Below are 21349 nucleotides of genomic sequence, written 5' to 3' on the forward strand. Positions count from 1 at the left end.
CCCCGCGCACAGGAGTGAAATGGCCGTCAACCTGGTCAATGTCGAGAACGTCAGCAAGGTGTACGGCACCCGTGCCCTGCTGGACGGCGTCTCGCTCGGTGTGTCGGAGGGGGACCGGGTCGGGGTCGTCGGACGCAACGGCGACGGCAAGACCACCCTCATCCGGATGCTCGCCAAGCTGGAGGAGGCCGACACCGGACGCGTGACGCACTCCGGCGGGCTGCGGCTCGGCGTGCTCACCCAGCACGACTCCCTCGACCCCGCCGCCACCGTCCGCCACGAGGTCATCGGCGACATGGCCGACCACGAGTGGGCCGGCAACGCCAAGGTCAGGGACGTGCTGACCGGGCTGTTCGGCGGGCTCGACCTGCCGGGCTTCCCCAAGGGGCTGGACACCGTCATCGGGCCGCTGTCCGGTGGCGAGCGGCGCCGCATCGCGCTCGCCAAGCTGCTCATCGAGGAACAGGACCTGATCGTCCTGGACGAGCCCACCAACCACCTCGACGTCGAGGGCATCGCCTGGCTCGCGCAGCACCTGCAGAACCGGCGCTCGGCGCTGGTGTGCGTGACCCACGACCGGTGGTTCCTGGACCAGGTGTGCACGCGGATGTGGGACGTGCAGCGCGGTGACGTGTACGAGTACGAGGGCGGCTACTCCGACTACGTCTTCGCGCGTGCCGAGCGCGAGCGGATCGCGGCCACCGAGGAGGCCAAGCGGCAGAACCTGATCCGCAAGGAGCTGGCCTGGCTGCGGCGCGGGGCCCCCGCCCGGACGTCCAAGCCGCGCTTCCGGGTCGAGGCCGCCAACGAGCTGATCGTGGATGTGCCGCCGCCCCGGGACAGCTCCGAGCTGATGAAGTTCGCCTCCTCGCGGCTGGGCAAGACGGTCTTCGACCTGGAGAACGTCACCGTGCAGGCCGGGCCGAAGGTGCTGCTCAAGCACGTCACCTGGCAGCTCGGTCCCGGCGACCGGATCGGTCTCGTCGGCGTGAACGGCGCCGGCAAGACCTCGCTGCTGCGCGCGATGGCGGACGCGGCCCGCAGCGAGGGCGAGAAGCAGCCCGCCGGTGGCCGGATCGCCGTCGGCAGGACGGTCAAGCTCGCCTACCTCTCCCAGGAGGTCGCCGAACTCGACCCCACCTGGCGGGTCCTGGAGGCCGTGCAGCGGGTCCGCGAGCGCGTCGACCTCGGCAAGGGGCGCGAGATGACCGCCGGGCAGCTGTGCGAGACGTTCGGCTTCAGCAAGGAGAAGCAGTGGACGCCGGTCGGCGACCTGTCCGGTGGTGAACGCCGCCGTCTGCAGCTGCTGCGGCTGCTCATGGACGAGCCCAACGTCCTCTTCCTGGACGAGCCCACCAACGACCTCGACATCGAGACCCTGACCCAGCTGGAGGACGTCCTCGACGGCTGGCCCGGCTCGATGATCGTCATCTCCCACGACCGCTTCTTCGTCGAGCGGACCACCGACCGGGTCTTCGCCCTCCTCGGCGACGGCACCCTGCGGATGCTGCCGCGGGGCATCGACGAGTACCTGGAGCGGCGCCAGCGCATGGAGGAGGCGGTCGCCGCACAGGCCGCCGCGGCGCCCAAGCCGGCCACGCAGGAGAAGAGCGCCGCCGACCAGCGCGCCGCCAAGAAGGAACTCCAGAAGATCGAGCGCCAGTTGGACCGGATCTCCGAGAAGGAGTCCAGGCTGCACGCCCAGATCGCCGAGAACGCCACCGACTTCGCCAAGGTGGCCGACCTGGACGCCCAGTTGCGCGAGCTCACCGGCGAGCGCGAGGAACTGGAGCTGCGCTGGCTGGAATTGGCCGAGGACGCGTAGGCGCGCGCTGCTGTTGCGCGCGCTGCGTGAAGGGGGCGTGAAGGCGCGTAACGGCGGCATCACGGGCCGGTCGTCCCTTGGGAACAGCGGTGGAACCGGCCCCGGGTGCTGTCGGTGCCGGGTGATAGAAAGGGCCGTCTGAGAACCGTCTGAGTAACGACCCAGGGTCCGTCAAGTACCTCAGGGCGTGGCGAAATCAGTGAGCGAGGGGGAAGAGCGCTGATGACCCAGCCACCCGACCAGCCGCCGCAGGGCGGATTCGGAGCGCCGCCGGGCCCGCCACCGCAGGGTGGCGGTTTCGGCGCCCCGGGCACACCTCCCACGCCCCCGCCACCGGCCCAGCCACCCGCCGCCCCGCCGCAGCCGCCCGGGACGGGCTACGGCTACCCCCAGCAGCCGGGCCCGTACGGCGCCCCCACCGCGCCCGGCACCCCAGGCCCCTACGGCTATCCGCAGCAGCCGGGCCACTACGGGACGGTCCCCCAGCCGGGCCCCTACGGGACGGCGCCCCAGCCGGGCCCCTACGGCGCGGTGCCCCAGCCCGGTTTCGGCGGGCCGCAGCAGCCGCCGTACCCGGGCGCCCCCGGCGCCTCGCCCGGCAGGAAGAAGCCGGCGCTGGTCATCGGTGCCGCGGTGGCCGCGCTGCTGGTCATCGGCGGCACGGTGTACGCGGTCACGAGCGGCGGCGGTGGCGGTGGCGGCGGCAGGAAGAAGCCGGTCGCCCAGCAGAGCGGCGGCCCCGAGCAGTCCGCGTCCGCCTCGCCGAGCGCGTCGAGCGGCGGCGGTGACGACCCGGAGAACCTCAACGCGGGCCGCAAGGCCGGTGAGGCGAAGGTGCTCTGGTACAAGTCGGCACCGGCCGCCCCCGGTTCCGGCGCCGACGCGCCCGGCATGTGGGTCACCGGGAAGGCCGTGGTGAAGGCGGCGTACAAGCAGGTCTTCGCCTACGGCGTCGGCGACGGCGGGTCCGCCTGGAGCCCGATCACCCTCCCGCAGAAGATCTGCGCGGTCACCCCGCAGAAGTCGGCCGACGACAAGGTCGTCGTGGCGTACATGAACGGCGCGGGCGACAACGCCGAGTGCAACCAGCTGCAGCAGATCGACCTGGACACCGGCCGGAAGGGCTGGAAGGGCACGCTCGACCGCCACGGGGCGTTCGACATCCAGGTCGAGATCAACCTGTCCGTCAGCGGCAGGACGCTGATGGTGGGCAGCGGGGAGGCGGGCACGGCGTACGACATCGACAGCGGCAGGAAGCTGTACGAGAAGGGGAAGTACGGCGGTTCCTGCTACCCGGTCGCCTACGCGGGCGGCGCCGGCCGGCTGATCCAGGCGTCCTCCTGCGCCGCCTACGCGCCGGGCGAACACGACGAGATCCAGGAACTCGACCCGGCCACCGGCAGGGTCAAATGGAGCCGGCCGGTGAAGAAGGGCTGGCAGGTGACCAAGGTGTACTCCCTGGACCCGCTCGTGGTGTACCTGACCAATCCGGACAAGAAGGCCTGGAACATCTCCACGTTCACCAAGGACGGAACGTTCCGCTCCGAGGTGAAGGTCGACGAGAAGTTCGCCCCGCGCTGCGGCTTCCTGGACCGGGAGCTGCAGGGCTGTCAGGGCGTCACCGCCGACGCCGACAGGCTGTACCTGCCGACGGACAGCACGAGCAGCGCCAACGAGATCGTCGCCATCAGCCTCACCACCGGCAAGGCCGTATGGCGGGCCAAGTCCCCGGCCGACGAGCCGATGTACCCGCTGCAGGCCGAGGGCGGCAAGCTCGTCGCCTATGTGCAGCCGTCGTACGACGCGGGCGGCCAGGTGGTGTCGGTCCCGGTGACCGGTTCCGCGCACCGGCCCGTCACGCTGCTGCGGAACCCGCAGGGCACGGCCGAGATCGAGAGCAGCTTCTACGAGCCCGTCGTGGACTGGACCGACGGGCGGTTCTTCATCTCCACCGGACGGCTGTCCGGCAGCGTCCAGTCGAAGGAGAAGCTGATGATGGCCTTCGGCAACTGAGCCGCCGTCCCGGCTCCACCCCGTCCCTACCGAATCCCTTCGCCGTCCGGCCTTCCCGGCCTCACGAGGTACCCGTTTCATGACCCAGCCGCCCCCTCCGCCGCCCAACCAGCCCCCGCAGCAGGGTGGTTTCGGCCCCCCGGCCCCGAACCAGCCCCCGCAGCAGCCTCCTCAGCCCCCGCAGCCGCAGCCGCAGCCGCAGCCCGGCTACGGCTACCCGCAGGCCGCGCCGGCCCCGCAGCCGCCGCAGCCCGGTTACGGTTACCCGCAGGCCGCGCCGGCCCCGCAGCCCGGTTACGGCTACCCCGGCGCGCAGCAGAACCCGTACGGCCAGCAGCCCCCGGCCTACGGCCAGCCGCAGAACCCGTACGCACAGCCGACGCAGCCGGGTTACGGCTATCCGGGCCAGCCGCCGACCGTCCCGATACAGCCGCAGCCGGGGCAGAGCGGCGGCGGGCGGAACAACACGGTGCTGTTCATCGTCGTCGCGGCGGTCGTCGCCATCGCACTGATCGTCGGCGGCGGCATCTGGTACGCCGGTTCCGGAGGCGGCGACAAGCAGCACAACACCGCGTCCTCCAGCGGTGGCACCGGCGGCAAGAACGGCAGCGGCGGGAGCACGGGCGGCGGTCAGGAGAAGCCACCGGCCGACCCCTCGGGGCAGCTGCTGTTCCAGGAGCCCATGCCGACCGCGAACGACATCGTCAGGACCGTCGGTTCCTGGCTGACCGACAAGGTGTACGCCAAGGTCGGCGTCGCCGAGATCACCGGCTACGACCCGGCCGACGGCACCAAGCGGTGGACGCTCAAGCTGCCCGGGCTGGTCTGCGCGGCCAGCAAACACGCCACGACGGACGGCAGGACCGCGATCACCTACCAGCCCGCGTGGGACACGTCGAAGACCATCGCGGGCTGCACCCAGATCGCGGCCGTCGACCTCGGTTCGGGGAAGAAGCTCTGGACCAAGACGGTCAAGTCCGGTGACTACCCGGTCGACTACCAGAACGTGACGGTCGCCCAGCGCACCGTCGCGGTCGGCGACAGCGAGGGTGGTGCCGCCTTCGACCTTGACTCCGGCAAGCCGCTGTGGCTGCCGAAGCCGGGCGACGACTGCTACGACGGCGGCTACGGCGGCGGCACCAAACTCGTCGCGGTGCGCCACTGCGGCGACTCGGACAACGAGCGGCTGCTCATCCAGACGCTCGACCCGAAGACCGGGAAGGTGCTCTCCGAGTACCGGATGGACCCGGGCATCGGCTACGCCTCGGTCGTCTCCACCGACCCGCTGGTGGTGGCCGCCGAAGTCGGCGAGGAGAGCCACGCCCTGGACTACTTCTCCATCGACGACAAGACGGGCAAGCTGCTCGCCCACATCTCCGCACCCAGCAATACCTACGGCGGCCAGTGCGACAGCAGCAGTCGCATCGAGGACTGCAAGGAGGTCGTCGTCGGCGACGGCAAGCTGTACCTGCCGACCGCGGAGCACGACGGCAGCGGCGATTTCAGCAACACCAACGAGATCGTCTCCTTCGACCTGAACACCGGCAAGCCGACCGGTCAGCGGGCCGAGGCCGGGGACGGCTACACGCTCTCCCCGCTGCGCATGGACGGCCCCAACCTGCTCGCCTACAAGCGGCCGCCGTACGACAAGGGCGGTCAGGTCGTCAGCATCGACGGCGGGTCGTTCAAGCAGACCAAGCTGCTGGAGAACCCGGCCGCGCAGAGCGTCCGGCAGGCGGAGACCAGCATGCTGCCGGACTACGCCGAGATCCTGTTCGGGCACGGCCGCCTGTACATGTCGGACGTCTTCGCGACCAAGAAGGGCGAGTCGGCCGGTAAGAAGTACCTGGTCCTGGCATTCGGCCCGAAGAGCTGACCGCCGACCGCCCCGTCGACGCCGCTTTCGGGTTTCGCCCGAATGGGTGACTTACCGAGAAGTGCCCCGGATTTCATCGATCCGGGGCACTTCTCGTCAAGAGGGGCAGCGCGACGTCGAACAAGCGTGTAGCTTCCGGGGGCATGTGGAAGGCGGAGGTGCCGGGGGGCCCTCTGTCCTTGTGGACCGGTGGGCGTCCATAGTGGGGCATCCATGGGGGGGACTGGGGGGTTGCTCTATGGGAGTGCGGCTCATGGTCGTGGACGACCACCGGCTGCTCGCGGAGGCGCTCGCCTCGGCGCTCAAGCTGCGCGGGCACCGGGTGCTCGCCGCGGCGGCGCCGGCCGCGGGCGCGGCGGACCTGGTGATCGCGCGGGCGCCGGAGGTGTGCCTGCTGGGTACGGCGGCACCGGCCGAACCGGGTGTCTTCGAGCCGGTGGTGAAGATCAAGCGGGAGCGGCCGCAGGTGGCGGTGCTGGTGCTCGGCCCGGTGCCCTCGCCGCGCGGCATCGCGGCGGCCTTCGCTGCCGGGGCGTCGGGGTACGTACGGCACGACGAGCGGATCGAGGGCGTCGAGCGGGCGATCATGAAGGCCCGGGCGGGCGAGGCCGCGGTGGCGCCGCAGTTGCTGCAGGGGGCGTTCGGGGAGCTGCTCAACCCGGCCGCGCAGCCCGATGACGAGGCGCAGCGGCTGTTGTCGATGCTGACGCCGAGGGAGGTGGAGGTGCTGGTCAGGGTGGCCGACGGGGAGGACACCCGGTTGATCGCGGCCGGGATGGGCATCGCCCCGAGCACGGCCCGCACCCATGTCCAGCGCGTGCTGATGAAGCTGGGCGTCGGGTCGCGGCTGGAGGCGGCGGCGCTGGCCGCGCGCACGGGGTTGCTGGACCGGGCGGGTCCTTTGGGTTCCGGTACCGACTAGGCGCCCTGCGCTGGAGCCGGCCCGGTGTGGGGCGCTGCTCGCTGGGAGGTGCCGCTGCGCCCACCCGTGCCGCCTGGGGGTCCCCCAGGCCCTTAAGGCACTGGGGGAGGCACGACTGCCCGCAGCTATGGCGCCCCGAAGGGGCGCGGGGAACTGCGCGACCAGCCCCCACGCACCCGCACACGGGAACGGCGCCTACTCGCCCTCCCGTTCCTCCGGCAACCCCTCCGGAGGAAGCGGCGGCGGAGTCGGGCGCAGCTTCAGCCAGGCCAGGAAGAAGATGCCCAGCAGGAGCATGCCGATCCCGGTCCACAGGTTGATGTTGACGCCCTGGGCCTTGTCGATGGCGGCCTGCGAGTCGGTGATACCGGCGATCGTGACGATGACGCCGTACAGCACGAACAGGCCGCCGATGATGCGGCGCAGGTCGAAGATGCGGGCCGCGGTCGCGGACTTGCCCTCCAGTTCGGTGACTTCCCGCGCCACCTCGTCCTCGGTGTAGTGGTGGTGACGGTCAGGGTGTTCGGGGTGTTCGGACATGGTTTCCTCGATCCTCCCGCGTCAGAACGAGAACGGGACGTAGCAGACGGCGGCCAGCACGACCGCGCCCCAGCCCAGCAGGGCCGGCCTGCGGTACCAGGCCTCGTCGCCGGGTGCGGGCGGTTCGGACATGCCGGGGGAGCGGGTGCCGTAGACCAGGCCCTGCAGCTCCTCGGCCGGCTTGGGCCGGGTGAACAGGGACACCGCGACCATCACGACCGCGCCGGCGACGAAGCCCGCGATCGCGGAGACGAAGTTGGCGCCCTGGTCGGAGGGGATGGAGATGATCCCCTTCTTGTAGAACACGAAGTAGTTGATCATCGCGGCGGTGGTGCCCGCGAGCAGGCCCCAGAAGCCGGACTTGGCGGACGCGCGCTTCCAGAACATGCCGACGATGAACACGACGAACATCGGCACGTTGAAGAAGGAGAACAGCGTCTGCAGGTAGCTCATGATGTTCGAGAACGAGGACGCCAGGAACGCCGTGCCGATGGAGGCGAGGACACCGATCACGGTGATCAGGCGGCCGAACCGGACGTAGTACGCGTCCTCGCGTCCGCGCACCACGTACTTCGCCCAGATGTCGTTGGTGAACACGGTGTTGAAGGACGACACGTTGGCCGCCATGCCGGCCATGAAGGCGGCGAGCAGACCGGTGACGGCGATGCCGAGCACGCCGTTGGGCAGCAGTTCCTGCATCAGGAAGGGGATGGCGTCGTTGTACTGGTAGCCGGAGCCCGCGCTGCCGAACTTCGGGATGAGCGCGGCGGCGACCAGGCCCGGGATCATCACCAGGAAGACGATGAAGATCTTCGGGTAGGCGGCGATCAGCGGGGTCCGCTGCCCGGCGGAGAGGTTCTTCGCGGACAGGGCGCGCTGCACCTCGGCGAAGTTGGTCGTCCAGTAGCCGAAGGACAGCACGAAGCCGAGGCCGAGGACGATGGTCAGCCAGTTCGCGCCGAGCGGGTTGACGTGTCCGATGCCGGTGCCGCCCCATGCGGTGGTGAAGTTCGCCCCGTGCGTCGCGGTGAGCTTGTGGGTCAGGCCGTCCCAGCCGCCGACCTTCTTCAGGCCGAGGGCGGTGATCGGGATGAGGGCGGCCAGGATCACGAAGAACTGCAGCACCTCGTTGTAGATCGCCGAGGACAGACCGCCGAGGGTGATGTACGCCAGCACGAACGCGCCGGCGACCACGATCGCGACCCACTGCGGCCAGCCCAGCAGGGCCTCGACGACGATCGCGAGGGCGTACAGGTTGACGCCCGCGATCAGGATGGCGGCGAACGCGAACAGGATCGAGCTGAGCAGGTGGGCGCCCCGGTCGAAGCGCAGCAGCAGGAACTCGGGGACCGAGCGGACCTTGCTGCCGTAGTAGAACGGCATCATCACCAGGCCGAGGAAGACCATGGCCGGGATGGCGCCGATCCAGTACCAGTGCACGGTGTAGGCGCCGTACTGGGCGCTGTTCGCGGCCATGCCCAGGATCTCGGTGGCCGCCAGGTTCGCCGAGATGAAGGCGAGGCCGGTGATCCAGGCGGGCAGCGAGCGTCCGGACAGGAAGAAGTCGAGGCTGGTCTTCACCGAGCGGCGGGCCGCGAAGCCGATCCCGAGCACGACGACGAAGTAGATCGCCAGGATCGTGTAGTCCAGCCAGTTGGTGGGGAGCCGTAGCGCCGCCGCCAAGTACAGGGGACTGTCTGTGGGGGTTTGCATGAGTACTCGCTTCGTTGCGCGAACTGATCCAGAGCGGAACCTACGCCTCCGCGTTCAGAAATTGAACACTTCTGTTGGTGTTCTTTGTTTGATTGTGATGCTCCTGAGCGTTGTCGAGTTGTGGTCTGTTATGTTTGATTGTGTTGAGTGATTGGGTGCGGGACGTAGAGGAGTCCGGCGTTGAAGAAGACCTCGACACGGCTGGCCGACGGTCGTGAGCTGATCTACTACGACCTCAAGGACGACGCCGTGCGGGACGCCGCCGACCGCCGTCCGCTGGAGCGGACCCGTACGACGTCCGAGGTCCGCCGTGACGTGCTGCTCGGCGACTCGGTCGCGGTCGCCTCCCACCGGCAGGGCCGTACCTACCATCCGCCCGCCGACGAGTGCCCGCTGTGCCCCACCCAGGGCGACCGGCTGAGCGAGATCCCGGACTCGTCGTACGACGTCGTCGTCTTCGAGAACCGGTTCCCCTCCCTCGCCGGCGACTCCGGCCGCTGCGAGGTCGTCTGCTTCACCTCCGACCACGACGCCTCCTTCGCCGACCTGACCGTCGAGCAGGCGCGCCTGGTGCTGGACGCGTGGACGGACCGCACGTCGGAGCTGTCGCATCTGCCCGCCGTCGAGCAGGTCTTCTGTTTCGAGAACCGCGGTGCCGAGATCGGCGTGACCCTGGGCCACCCGCACGGACAGATCTACGCATACCCCTTCACCACCCCGCGCACCGCGCTGATGCTCCGCTCGCTCGCCGCGCACAAGGAGGCCACCGGCGGCGAGAACCTCTTCGACGCCGTGGTGGAGCGGGAACTGGCCGGTGAGCGGGTCGTCCTTGAGGGTGAACACTGGGTGGCGTTCGTGCCGTACGCGGCGCACTGGCCCTACGAGGTCCACCTGTACCCGAAGCGGCGCGTCCCCGACCTGCTCGCCCTGGACGAGGCGGCGCGCACAGAATTCCCCCAGGTCTATCTGGAACTCTTGAGGCGCTTCGACCGGATCTTCGACGGGGGGGACGGAGGGGAAGGTGCCGCGGGTGAGCCTCCGACGCCGTACATCGCGGCCTGGCACCAGGCCCCGTTCGGCACGCTGGAGGAGTTCGACGGGGTCACGCGGGACGACTTCGCGCTCCACCTCGAGCTTTTCACCATCCGCCGCACTTCCGGCAAGCTGAAGTTTCTCGCGGGTTCCGAGTCCGGCATGAGCGTGTTCATCAACGACGTGCCGCCGGAGCGCGCGGCCGAGCGACTGCGAGAGGTAGCGAGTTCATGAAGTACCTGGTGACGGGTGGCGCGGGTTACGTCGGCAGCGTGGTGGCCCAGCACCTGCTTGAGGCCGGGCACGAGGTCACCGTCCTCGACAACCTCTCCACCGGCTTCCGCGAGGGCGTGCCCGCCGGGGCGGCCTTCGTCGAGGGCGACATCCGCGACGCCGCCAAGTGGCTCGACCCCTCCTACGACGGCGTGCTGCACTTCGCCGCGTCCTCGCAGGTCGGCGAGTCGGTGGTGAAGCCGGAGAAGTACTGGGACAACAACGTCGCCGGCTCCATGGCGCTGCTCGGCGCGATGCGCGAGGCGGGCGTGCGCACGCTGGTCTTCTCCTCCACGGCGGCCACGTACGGCGAGCCGGAGCAGGTCCCGATCACGGAGAGCGCCCCGACGCGGCCGACCAACCCCTACGGCGCCTCCAAGCTCGCCGTCGACCACATGATCACCAGCGAGGCGAACGCCCACGGCCTGGCCGCGGTCTCCCTGCGCTACTTCAACGTGGCCGGCGCCTACGGCACGTCTTCCGGTGTCATGGTCGGCGAGCGGCACGACCCCGAGTCGCACCTCATCCCGCTGGTCCTCCAGGTCGCCCAGGGCCGCCGCGAGGCGATCTCCGTCTACGGCGACGACTACCCGACCCCGGACGGCACCTGCGTCCGCGACTACATCCACGTCGCCGACCTGGCCGAGGCCCACCTGCTGGCCCTGACGGCGGCCCGCCCGGGCGAGCACCTGATCTGCAACCTCGGCAACGGCGAGGGCTTCTCCGTCCGCCAGGTCGTCGAGACGGTCCGGCAGGTCACCGGCCACCCGATCCCGGAGATCGTGGCGCCGCGCCGGGGCGGCGACCCGGCCGTCCTGGTCGCCTCGGCGGACACGGCCCGCGAGAAGCTGGGCTGGAACCCGACCCGCGCGGACCTCGCGGGCATCGTCGCGGACGCGTGGGAGTTCGCACAGCACATCGCAAGGGGGCAGTAGTGGGGCCAGTAGTGGGGGCACAGCAGGTCGCGGAGCGCTTCGCCGAGCTGTACGGCGCCGAGCCGGAGGGAGTGTGGGCGGCGCCCGGGCGGGTCAACCTCATCGGCGAACACACCGACTACAACGACGGCTTCGTGATGCCGTTCGCGCTGCCGCACCGGGCCGTCGCTGCGGTCTCCCGCCGCACCGACGGCGTCCTGCGCCTGCACTCGGCGGACATCGACGGCGGCGTCGTGGAGCTGTCCCTGGACGCCCTGGCGCCCGGCGGCGACGGGAACTGGACGGCGTACCCGGCGGGCGTGGTCTGGGCGCTGCGCGACGCGGGCCACGGTGTGACCGGCGCGGACGTCCACCTGTCGTCCACGGTCCCGACCGGTGCCGGCCTGTCCTCCTCGGCGGCCGTGGAGGTCGTGATCGCGCTCGCGCTGAACGACCTGTTCGCACTGGACCTGCCGGGCTGGAAGCTGGCCCGGCTGTGCCAGCGCGCGGAGAACGTCTACGTCGGCGCGCCCACCGGGATCATGGACCAGACGGCGTCGGCCTGCTGCGAGCAGGGCCACGCCCTCTTCCTGGACACCCGTGACCTGTCCCAGCGGCAGATCCCCTTCGACCTCGCGGCCGAGGGGCTGCGCCTGCTGGTCGTGGACACCCAGGTCAAGCACGCCCACAGCGGCGGCGAGTACGGCAAGCGGCGGGCCGGCTGCGAGAAGGGCGCGGCCCTGCTCGGCGTCGACGCCCTGCGGGACGTCCCGTACGACGGGCTGGACGCGGCCCTGGCCCGCCTCGGCGACGAGGAGGAGGTGGTCCGCCTGGTCCGCCACGTGGTGACGGAGGACCAGCGGGTCGAGCGGGTCGTCGCGCTGCTGCGCGCCGGGGAGACCCGCGCGATCGGCCCCGTCCTCACCGAGGGCCACGCCTCCCTGCGCGACGACTTCCGCATCTCCTGCCCGGAGCTGGACCTGGTCGTCGACACCGCCCTGGCGCACGGCGCGCTCGGCGCCCGGATGACCGGCGGCGGCTTCGGCGGCTCGGCGATCGTCCTGACGGAGGCGGCCGAGGTGGACACCCTCACCAAGGCGGTCGAGGAGGCGTTCGCCGCGGCGGGCCACGCGGCGCCCCGGGTGTTCGAGGCGGTGCCCTCGGCGGGGGCGCGCAGGCTGAGCTGAGCGGGTGATCGGACCGGTCAGCGGTTTTTCGTACTGAACGCCCGGGTAATGTCGCGGCACCTTGTTGTCCGGTATGAGCCAATATGAGGCAGAAAACATGCGTGTACGCAGAGCCCTGGCCATCGTGATCGCCACCCCTGTCCTGCTCGCCACGATCGGTGTGACCGGCGCATCCGCCGCTCCTCCGCCCCAGCCCACCAGCGACGGACCGAGCGCCCGGCACCACCACGCCGCCGACAGCAGGGGCGGCACGGCGGCGAAGTCCCCCGACCAAGCGGAACCGGAAGAGGGCATCCTCGGCACGCTCACGGGTGAAATCCTGGGCCGTATGTCGCCCGGGGGTGAAACCGAGTAGGGGCCGCTGGGAGCCGCTCGACGATCCCCGGCCAACTGCCGGGGATCACTGCTGTCCGCCGGATTGTCGACTTCCGCCTCAATACGAAACTCACGGCACACGACAAACACGCTGGACGGCCAGTTCTGCAAATCTCCTTCCGCTGCGTGCTCCCATCCGTACTCTGTGGAACAGCACCGGTGGGGGCCGGTGCTGTTCAGGGGGCGAGACAGGCGGGTACGGCGCCCGCGGTGGGGGTAGCGGTTTCCGCGACGGCGGCGGCCTCGCGGCGCGCGTCCTTTTCCGTGGGTGGCCGTGTCCGCGCGGGTCGTCGTCCTCCTTGAGGACCAGGCCCGGTCCGGGAGGGGTTTCGTGGTTCGTATCCGAGTCCTGGTCGTCGACGACCACCGCATCTTCGCCGAGTCGCTCGCGGCCGCCCTGGCGGCCGAGCCGGACGTCGACGTCTCCGCCGCCGGCAGCGGCCCCGCGGCGCTGCGCTGCCTGGAACGGGCGGCCGGTGAGGGCCGCCGCTTCGACGTGCTGCTGGTCGACTCCGACCTGGGCGGCCAGGTGCCCGGCACCCGCCCGGCCGTGCCCGTGCCGGTGCAGGAGAGCGGTGAGGACGGGCTGGTCGACGGGATATCGCTGGTCGCCGGGGTCCGGGCCGCGCAGCCCGCCGTGCGGATCGTGGTGCTCGCCGAGAAGGACGATCCCCGGCGGGCGGCGCTCGCGCTGCAGGCCGGCGCCTCCGGGTGGGTCGCCAAGGACTGCTCGCTGTCCCGGCTGCTGACGGTGATCCGGGGCGTGCTGCGCGACGAGACCCATCTGCCGCCCGCCCTGCTGACCGGCGTACTCCGGGAGCTGACGGCCGCCCGCCGGCACCGCACCGAGAGCGAGCGGCTGGTGGAGTCCCTCACCCCGCGCGAGCGGGAGGTGCTGCGCTGCATGGTCGCGGGGCTGGGCCGCAAGGCCGTCGCCGAGCGGCTGTTCCTCTCCCCGCACACCGTGCGCACCCACATGCAGAACGTCCTCGGCAAGCTGGGCGTCCACTCCACGCTGGCCGCCGTCGCACTGGCCCGCCGCGCGGGGGTCGGACCGGCCGAGCTAACCGGGGATGTTGTCGAACGGGGCGGTCAACTGGCGTAGCAGACCGGCGAGTTCGGCGCGCTGGGCGCGGGACAGCTCGGCGAGGATCGCCCGCTCCTGCTCCAGCAGGCCGGCCAGCGCCTCGTCCGCGCGGTCCCGGCCGGTGTCGGTCAGCCGGACCAGCACACCCCGCCGGTCGCTCGGGTCGGGCAGCCGCTCCACCAGGCCCTTCTTGGCCAGCCGGTCGATGCGGTTGGTCATCGTGCCCGAGGTGACCAGGGTCTGGGTCAGCAGCTGGCCGGGGGAGAGCTGGTACGGCGTGCCCGCGCGCCGGAGCGCAGTCAGTACATCGAACTCCCACGGCTCCAGCTGGTGCTCGGCGAAGGCGAGCCGGCGCGCGCGATCCAGGTGCCGGGCGAGCCGGCTCACCCGGCTGAGCACTTCCAGCGGCTCCACGTCGAGGTCCGGACGTTCCCGGCGCCACGCTGCGACCAGCCGATCGACCTCGTCCTCCATGGAGATCAGTGTAGTGGTTGTGTCGACATGAAGTCTCTTGATCTCAAGTCTCTTGACATCAAGAGAAATATGGGGGGACAGTGGAGGCATGACGACACCGATCTGGGATCCCGGGCAGTATCTGCGGCACGCCGGTCACCGGGCCCGTCCCTTCGCCGACCTCCTCGCCCGCGTCCCCGCCCTGCCCACGGAACCGCCCGCGGGGCAACCCCGCATCGCCGACCTCGGCTGCGGCCCGGGCAACGTCACCGTGCTGCTCACCGAACGCTGGCCCGCCGCCCACGTCACCGGCTACGACAACTCGCCCGAGATGCTGGACGCGGCCCACACGGGATACGAGGGCCCCACGGCCGGGGGCGGACGGCTGGACTTCGCCCACGCCGACGCGCGCACCTGGGCGCCCGGGGAGCCGTACGACCTGATCGTCTCCAACGCGACCCTGCAGTGGGTGCCGGGGCACACCGGCCGGTTCGCCGACTGGATCGCCGGCCTGCGTCCCGGCGGCGTCCTCGCCTTCCAGGTGCCCGACAACATCGACGCCCCGCTGCACGCCCTGATGCGCGAACTCGCCGCCACCCCCCGCTGGAAGTCCCGCCTCGCCGAGGTCCTGCGCCGCACCGACTCCGTGCACACCCCCGGCGCCTACCTGGACCGCCTCGCCCGCCTCGGCTGCGCGACCGACGTGTGGCAGACGACGTACCACCACGTCCTGAAGGGCGAGGACCCCGTCCTGGACTGGGTCAAGGGCACCGGCCTGCGGCCCGCGCTGACCGCGCTCGCCGACGACCCCGAAGCGCGCGACGCGTTCCTGGCCGAGTACCGGGACCTGCTGCGGCAGGCCTACCCCAGCGCGCCGTACGGCACGGTCCTGCCCTTCCGCCGGCTGTTCGCCGTCGCCGTGAAGGAGGCCTGAGCATGCTCGCCGCGGTCGATCACGTGCAGCTGGCGGCCCCGCCCGGGTCGGAGGACGCGCTGCGGGCGTACTACGCCGACGTGCTGGGAATGACGGAGATCCCCAAGCCACCCGTGCTGGCGGCGAGGGGCGGCTGCTGGTTCCAGGCCGGTGCCGTGCAACTCCACCTGGGCATCGAGACCGACTTCCGCCCGGCGAAGAAGGCCCACCCCGGCCTGAGGGTCACCGAGATCGAGGCGTACGCCGCCCGGCTGACCGCGCTCGGCGCGCAGGTGACCTGGGACGACAACCTCCCCGGCCACCTGCGCTTCTACTCGGAGGATCCGGTGGGCAACCGGCTGGAGTTCCTCCAGCCCCGCTGACCGTACGCAGTCCCGCACCCGTCGGCGGGCTACGCCTTCCGGTGCCCGATCAACCGCGGCTTCTGCTCCAGGCCGTCCAGGCCGTGCCAGGCCAGGTTCACCAAATGCGCGGCGACCTCCGCCTTCTTCGGGCGGCGCACGTCCAGCCACCACTGGCCCGTCAGCGCGACCATGCCGACCAGGGCCTGCGCGTACAGCGGGGCCAGCTTCGGGTCGAAGCCGCGGGACTTGAACTCGCGGCCCAGGATGTCCTCCACCTGGGTGGCGATGTCGGAGATCAGCGAGGCGAAGGAACCCGTCGACTGGGGGATGGGCGAGTCACGGACCAGGATGCGGAAGCCGTCCGTGTACTCCTCGATGTAGTCCAGCAGGGCGAACGCCGCCTGCTCGCACAGCTCACGCGGGTGACCGGCCGTCAGGGAGCTGGTCACCATGTCCAGCAGGCGGCGCATCTCGCGGTCGACGACCACCGCGTACAGGCCCTCCTTGCCGCCGAAGTGCTCGTACACCACCGGCTTGGACACCCCGGCCTTCGCCGCGATCTCCTCCACCGAGGTGCCCTCGAAACCTTTCGCCGCGAAGAGGGTGCGACCGATCTCCAGCAACTGCTGGCGGCGCTCGGCACCGGTCATACGGGTCCGGCGGGTCCGCCGCTGCTTGTCGTTGCTGGAGGTGCTGCTGGAGTCGGTCGCCACGGCGTCAATCATGCCGCCTTCGCGGTCTCCTCCCGGCGCCGGGAGCCGTCATCGGCGGTGTTCCGGCGCGAATCGATACGCGAGCGTGACGGCCAGCGCACGTCGTACGCCCAGCCGAGCAGTTCGAAGATCCGGATGAACCGCGCGGAGGAGTCGATCTGGCCGCGCATCACCCCGTGCCGCGCCGAGGTCGGGTCGGCGTGGTGCAGGTTGTGCCAGGACTCACCGCACGACAGCACCGCCAGCCACCACACGTTGCCCGAACGGTCCCGCGACCTGAACGGCCGCTTGCCCACCGCGTGGCAGATCGAGTTGATCGACCAGGTGACATGGTGCAGCAGGGCCACCCGGACGAGTGAACCCCAGAAGAACGCGGTGCACGCGCCCCACCAGGACATCGTCACCACCCCGCCGATCAGCGGCGGCAGCAGCAGGGACACGGCCGTCCACAGCACGAACTGGCGGGAGATCGCCCGGATCGCCGGGTCCTTGATCAGATCCGGCGCGTACTTGTCCTGCGGGGTCTGCTCCTCGTCGAACATCCAGCCGATGTGCGCCCACCACAGGCCCTTCATCAGCGCCGGAACCGTCTCCCCGAACCGCCACGGCGAATGCGGGTCGCCCTCCGCGTCGGAGAACTTGTGGTGCCTGCGGTGATCGGCCACCCAGCGCACCAGGGGCCCCTCGACCGCCAGCGAGCCCATGACCGCCAGCGCGATCCGCAGCGGCCGCCTGGCCTTGAACGAGCCGTGGGTGAAGTACCGGTGGAAACCGATCGTGATGCCGTGGCACCCCAGGAAGTAGAAGAACACCAGCAGGCCCAGATCGAGCCAGCTCACCCCCCAGCCCCAGGCCAGCGGCACCGCCGCCACGAGCGCCAGGAACGGCACGGTGATGAACGCAAGCAGCGTGATCTGCTCGATCGAGCGCTTCTGCTCGCCGCCCAGCGTGGCGGAGGGGGTGGAAGTGTCGTTGGCCTGACGGGCTTCTTCGATCACATCGGAACTTGAGGTCATGCGCGTCCCCTGTGGGGTCGAGGGTCGAGGCAGGTGCCGGGCCGCCGGGACCGCACGGGACTGGACGGGACTTCCCTACGGTTCCGTAACCTACGGCGTCGTAAGTATGGCAGCGTGTCGAGCGGCGGCAAGAGCCCCAGAGCCTGCGCGTCCTCATCGACACCTATCCTTGAACTCGGTCGGACAGCGCGGTCCGCTGAAGTTTCCTTCCCGGACGCTCCGGCCCGTATGCGGTACCCGCCGCCGCGGCAGCCGGCCGGGTTCCCGCCAGACGAGCTTCAACACTGCAAGGAGCCGCACCTGTGAGCAGTGCCGACGACCAGACCACCACGACCAGCAGCGAGCTGCGCGCCGACATCCGCCGGCTGGGTGATCTCCTGGGCGAGACCCTCGTACGGCAGGAAGGGCCCGAGCTCCTCGACCTGGTCGAGAAGGTCCGCCGCCTCACCCGCGAGGACGGCGAGGCCGCCGCCGAGCTGCTGCGCGGCACCGAACTGGAGACCGCCGCCAAGCTGGTGCGCGCCTTCTCCACCTACTTCCACCTCGCCAACGTCACCGAGCAGGTCCACCGCGGCCGCGAGCTGCGCGCCCGGCGCGCCGCCGAGGGCGGCCTGCTCGCCCGCACGGCCGACCGCCTGAAGGACGCCGACCCCGAGCACCTGAAGCAGACCGTCCAGAACCTCAACGTCCGCCCGGTGTTCACCGCACACCCCACCGAGGCCGCCCGCCGCTCGGTCCTCAACAAGCTCCGGCGCATCGCCGCGCTCCTGGAGACCCCCGTCCAGGGCTCCGACCGCCGCCGCCACGACGTCCGCCTCGCCGAGAACATCGACCTGGTGTGGCAGACCGACGAGCTGCGCGTCGTACGCCCCGAGCCCGCCGACGAGGCCCGCAACGCCATCTACTACCTCGACGAGCTGCACGCGAACGCCGTCGGCGACGTCCTGGAGGACCTGACGGCCGAACTGGAACGGGTCGGCGTCAGGCTCCCCGACGACACCCGCCCGCTCACCTTCGGCACCTGGATCGGCGGCGACCGCGACGGCAACCCCAACGTCACCCCCCAGGTCACCTGGGACGTCCTCATCCTCCAGCACGAACACGGCATCAACGACGCCCTGGAGATGATCGACGAACTGCGCGGCCTGCTCTCCAACTCCATCCGCTACACCGGAGCCACCGAGGAACTGCTTCAGTCCCTCAAGCGCGACCTCGAGGTGCTCCCCGAGATCAGCCCCCGCTACAAGCGCCTCAACGCCGAGGAGCCCTACCGGCTCAAGGCCACCTGCATCCGGCAGAAGCTGGAGAACACCAAGCAGCGCCTCGCCAAGGGCACCCCGCACGAGGACGGCCGCGACTACCTCGGCACTGGCGAACTCCTGAAGGACCTGCGGATCATCCAGGCGTCCCTGCGCGAGCACCGCGGCGGCCTCCTCGCCGACGGCCGCCTCGCCCGCACCATCCGCACCCTGGCCGCCTTCGGCCTCCAGCTCGCCACCATGGACGTCCGCGAACACGCCGACGCCCACCACCACGCCCTCGGCCAGCTCTTCGACCGCCTCGGCGAGGAGTCCTGGCGCTACGCCGACATGCCCCGCGAGTACCGCGCCAAGCTCCTCGCCAAGGAGCTCAGGTCCCGCCGTCCCCTCGCGCCGACCCCGGCACCCGTCGACGCGGCCGGACAGAAGACCCTCGGCGTCTTCGAGACCGTCAAGAAGGCCCTGGAGGTCTTCGGTCCCGAGGTCGTCGAGTCCTACATCATCTCCATGTGCCAGGGCGCCGACGACGTCTTCGCCGCCGCCGTCCTCGCCCGCGAGGCAGGCCTCATGGACCTGCACGCCGGCTGGGCCAAGATCGGCATCGTCCCGCTGCTGGAGACCACCGACGAGCTGAAGGCCGCCGACACCATCCTGGAGGACATGCTCTCCGACCCCTCCTACCGGCGCCTGGTCGCGCTGCGCGGCGACGTCCAGGAGGTCATGCTCGGCTACTCCGACTCCTCCAAGTTCGGCGGCATCACCACCAGCCAGTGGGAGATCCACCGCGCCCAGCGCCGCCTGCGCGACGTCGCCCACCGCTACGGCGTCCGCCTGCGCCTCTTCCACGGCCGCGGCGGCACCGTCGGCCGCGGCGGCGGCCCCTCCCACGACGCCATCCTCGCCCAGCCCTGGGGCACCCTGGAGGGCGAGATCAAGGTCACCGAGCAGGGCGAGGTCATCTCCGACAAGTACCTCATCCCCTCCCTCGCCCGGGAGAACCTGGAACTGACCGTCGCCGCCACCCTCCAGGCCTCCGCCCTGCACACCGCCCCCCGCCAGTCCGACGAGGCCCTCGCCCGCTGGGACGCAGCCATGGACGTGGTGTCGGACGCCGCGCACGCCGCCTACCGCGCCCTCGTCGAGGACCCGGACCTGCCGACGTACTTCCTCGCGTCCACGCCGGTGGACCAGCTCGCCGAGCTGCACCTGGGCTCCCGGCCCTCCCGCCGCCCCGGCTCCGGCGTCTCGCTCGACGGCCTGCGCGCCATCCCGTGGGTGTTCGGCTGGACCCAGTCCCGGCAGATCGTGCCCGGCTGGTTCGGCGTCGGATCCGGCCTGAAGGCCCTGCGCGAGGCCGGCCTGGACACCGTCCTCGACGAGATGCACCAGCAGTGGCACTTCTTCCGGAACTTCATCTCCAACGTCGAGATGACCCTCGCCAAGACCGACCTCAGGATCGCCCAGCACTACGTCGACACCCTCGTCCCCGACGACCTCAAGCACGTCTTCGACACCATCAAGGCCGAACACGAGCTGACCGTCCGCGAGGTGCTGCGCGTCACCGGCGAACAGGAACTGCTGGACGCCCAGCCCGTCCTCAAGCAGACCTTCGCCATCCGCGACGCCTACCTGGACCCCATCTCCTACCTCCAGGTCACCCTGCTCAAGCGCCAGCGCGACGCGGCGGCGGCCGGCGTCACCCCCGACCCGCTGCTCTCCCGCGCCCTGCTCCTCACCGTCAACGGCGTGGCAGCGGGCCTGCGCAACACCGGCTGACCGCCACGACACGACAAAAAGGGTGCCCCCGGGGCCGTACGACCCCGGGGGCACCGTCCTGTCCGGCTCCGGTCAGCCGCGCGCCTTCCGGCGCCGCAGCGCCAGGCATGCGCGGACGGCGAGGAGGACGGAACGGGCGCCGACGAGGAGGCCGACCCCGCTGCTTCGCCGAACCCTTCTCCCCAACGAAGTTCCAGAACAGCTTTACGGCCATGACCGTCCGCGTCCAGGGACAGGGCACCCGACTTCACCGGCGCGCCCTTCGTCCCACCGGTCGGCGCCCACACCTCGATGCGCCAGTCGACCTGCCGGCCGCCGTCGAAGTGGAACGCGTCCAGGCAGAACGAGCACACGTGCGGCTGATCGCGCTCGTCCGTCGCGGACTTGTGGATCTTCACATCGCCGTTGTCACCGGGCGGAGCGGCATGCGCCGCCGGGGCAACGAACAGCGCTGCGGACACACCGGCGGTCACCGCGCCGGCACGGATGACACAACACCTGCCCCCACCACCGGCGCACGGACTCACGAACCGGCGGACACCGCCAGAAACGCCCCCGTCAGCAACGTCAGCCCACACCCCGCCAGCACCCACGCCACCCGCGTCAGCCGCATCCCCCCGGCCACCACCACCGACGCGAGAAGCAACGCCCCGCCCAACGGCACCCACGCGTACAGGATCCCCGCCGGACCCGACCGCACCGCGTCCGCCGTCCCCGGCTTCAGCACCACGTCGTACGTCCGCCCCGCACGCACCGCCACCGGCTGCGCGATCTCCACCCGCGCACGGGCCCGCGCCCCCGCCGACGTCGGCGAGAACGGACCACTGCACACATCACGCGCACAGGCCGTCACCCGCACCGTGCCCTGCTCCCGCCCCTTGGACAGCATCACCTGCTGCGCGGTCCCCCACGAACCCCACACCCCGGCGAACACGATCAACGCGGCGACCGCACCCATCGCCGAGACCCGCCCCCACCGCAACGCGGTCACAGAGGCCTGGCGAGCGGTGCTGGCTGTGGCAGGCATGGCCGGGATCATTGGCCATACCCGCAACCGCGGTCAACCTCGCTGTCCGCCGTACCAGCACATGTCACGA

At 70.9% G+C, this 21349-nt stretch carries 18 protein-coding genes; 12 read left to right on the forward strand and 6 right to left on the reverse strand.

What is annotated here, in order from left to right:
* Positions 1–19: 19 nt before the first annotated feature.
* The 4 genes from ABB07_RS22425 (at position 20) to ABB07_RS22440 (ending at position 6636) form a co-directional block, all read left to right on the forward strand.
* Complete coding sequence (locus tag ABB07_RS22425) at positions 20–1825, forward strand: ABC-F family ATP-binding cassette domain-containing protein (RefSeq protein ID WP_208900386.1); 1806 nt, start codon at positions 20–22, stop codon at positions 1823–1825.
* Between the two features lie 222 nt (positions 1826–2047).
* Entirely contained in the window at positions 2048–3838 is a 1791-nt protein-coding gene (locus tag ABB07_RS22430) for an outer membrane protein assembly factor BamB family protein (protein ID WP_208900387.1), read from the forward strand.
* 79 nt (positions 3839–3917) lie between these two features.
* Positions 3918–5714 (forward strand): outer membrane protein assembly factor BamB family protein, encoded by a 1797-nt coding sequence (locus tag ABB07_RS22435; protein WP_208900388.1) that lies wholly within the window; start codon positions 3918–3920, stop codon positions 5712–5714.
* Positions 5715–5952: 238 nt separating this feature from the next.
* Positions 5953–6636: a helix-turn-helix transcriptional regulator gene (locus tag ABB07_RS22440; RefSeq protein ID WP_208900389.1), complete on the forward strand. Its 684-nt coding sequence runs from the start codon at positions 5953–5955 to the stop codon at positions 6634–6636.
* Positions 6637–6831: 195 nt separating this feature from the next.
* On the opposite strand, the gene ABB07_RS22445 is transcribed toward ABB07_RS22440, so the two are convergent.
* Positions 6832–7176, reverse strand: coding sequence for a hypothetical protein (locus ABB07_RS22445; RefSeq protein ID WP_208900390.1), 345 nt, complete (start codon positions 7174–7176; stop codon positions 6832–6834).
* A gap of 21 nt (positions 7177–7197) precedes the next feature.
* Positions 7198–8889: a sodium:solute symporter family protein gene (locus tag ABB07_RS22450; protein WP_208900391.1), complete on the reverse strand. Its 1692-nt coding sequence runs from the start codon at positions 8887–8889 to the stop codon at positions 7198–7200.
* A gap of 180 nt (positions 8890–9069) precedes the next feature.
* Here ABB07_RS22450 and galT point away from each other — a divergent pair, with 180 nt between their 5' ends.
* The 5 genes from galT (at position 9070) to ABB07_RS22475 (ending at position 13775) form a co-directional block, all read left to right on the forward strand.
* Complete coding sequence (galT, locus tag ABB07_RS22455; protein WP_208900392.1) at positions 9070–10155, forward strand: galactose-1-phosphate uridylyltransferase; 1086 nt, start codon at positions 9070–9072, stop codon at positions 10153–10155.
* The gene (gene galE / locus ABB07_RS22460; protein WP_208900393.1) at positions 10152–11129 is read left to right on the forward strand and encodes a UDP-glucose 4-epimerase GalE; all 978 of its coding nucleotides are present in this window, start codon (positions 10152–10154) and stop codon (positions 11127–11129) included. The genes galT and galE overlap by 4 nt, the downstream gene beginning before the upstream one ends.
* An 11-nt stretch (positions 11130–11140) precedes the next feature.
* Positions 11141–12295 (forward strand): galactokinase, encoded by a 1155-nt coding sequence (galK, locus tag ABB07_RS22465; RefSeq protein WP_425264820.1) that lies wholly within the window; start codon positions 11141–11143, stop codon positions 12293–12295.
* 97 nt (positions 12296–12392) lie between these two features.
* Positions 12393–12650 (forward strand): hypothetical protein, encoded by a 258-nt coding sequence (locus ABB07_RS22470; RefSeq protein WP_208900395.1) that lies wholly within the window; start codon positions 12393–12395, stop codon positions 12648–12650.
* Positions 12651–13001: 351 nt separating this feature from the next.
* The gene (locus ABB07_RS22475; protein ID WP_208900396.1) at positions 13002–13775 is read left to right on the forward strand and encodes a LuxR C-terminal-related transcriptional regulator; all 774 of its coding nucleotides are present in this window, start codon (positions 13002–13004) and stop codon (positions 13773–13775) included.
* Here ABB07_RS22475 and tamR read toward each other — a convergent pair.
* Positions 13734–14231: a MarR family transcriptional regulator TamR gene (tamR, locus tag ABB07_RS22480; protein ID WP_055704861.1), complete on the reverse strand. Its 498-nt coding sequence runs from the start codon at positions 14229–14231 to the stop codon at positions 13734–13736. The two genes, ABB07_RS22475 and tamR, sit on opposite strands and share 42 nt — an antisense overlap.
* 88 nt (positions 14232–14319) lie before the next feature.
* Between tamR and ABB07_RS22485 the strand changes: the two genes are divergently transcribed.
* Together ABB07_RS22485 and ABB07_RS22490 are read left to right on the forward strand one after the other, a co-directional pair.
* Positions 14320–15144: a trans-aconitate 2-methyltransferase gene (locus tag ABB07_RS22485; RefSeq protein ID WP_208900397.1), complete on the forward strand. Its 825-nt coding sequence runs from the start codon at positions 14320–14322 to the stop codon at positions 15142–15144.
* Between the two features lie 2 nt (positions 15145–15146).
* A complete protein-coding gene (locus ABB07_RS22490) occupies positions 15147–15506 on the forward strand; it encodes a VOC family protein (RefSeq protein ID WP_208900398.1) in 360 nt (119 codons plus the stop codon).
* A 29-nt stretch (positions 15507–15535) separates the two neighbouring features.
* Here the strand turns inward: ABB07_RS22490 and ABB07_RS22495 are convergent, their stop codons facing one another.
* On the reverse strand, positions 15536–16213 hold the full coding sequence (locus ABB07_RS22495; RefSeq protein ID WP_208900399.1) for a TetR/AcrR family transcriptional regulator: 678 nt from the start codon (positions 16211–16213) through the stop codon (positions 15536–15538).
* Positions 16210–17217 carry an acyl-CoA desaturase gene (locus ABB07_RS22500; RefSeq protein ID WP_208900400.1) on the reverse strand — a complete coding sequence of 336 codons (1008 nt, stop codon included), beginning with the start codon at positions 17215–17217 and terminating at the stop codon, positions 16210–16212. Before ABB07_RS22500 ends, ABB07_RS22495 begins: the two co-directional genes overlap by 4 nt.
* A 302-nt stretch (positions 17218–17519) precedes the next feature.
* Here ABB07_RS22500 and ppc point away from each other — a divergent pair, with 302 nt between their 5' ends.
* Positions 17520–20252 (forward strand): phosphoenolpyruvate carboxylase, encoded by a 2733-nt coding sequence (ppc, locus tag ABB07_RS22505; protein ID WP_208900401.1) that lies wholly within the window; start codon positions 17520–17522, stop codon positions 20250–20252.
* Positions 20253–20775: 523 nt separating this feature from the next.
* Here ppc and ABB07_RS22510 read toward each other — a convergent pair.
* On the reverse strand, positions 20776–21291 hold the full coding sequence (locus ABB07_RS22510) for a hypothetical protein (RefSeq protein WP_208900402.1): 516 nt from the start codon (positions 21289–21291) through the stop codon (positions 20776–20778).
* Positions 21292–21349 lie beyond the last annotated feature (58 nt).

Origin of the sequence: Streptomyces incarnatus (genome assembly GCF_001027185.1) — a bacterium.
Lineage (GTDB): Bacteria > Actinomycetota > Actinomycetes > Streptomycetales > Streptomycetaceae > Streptomyces > Streptomyces puniciscabiei.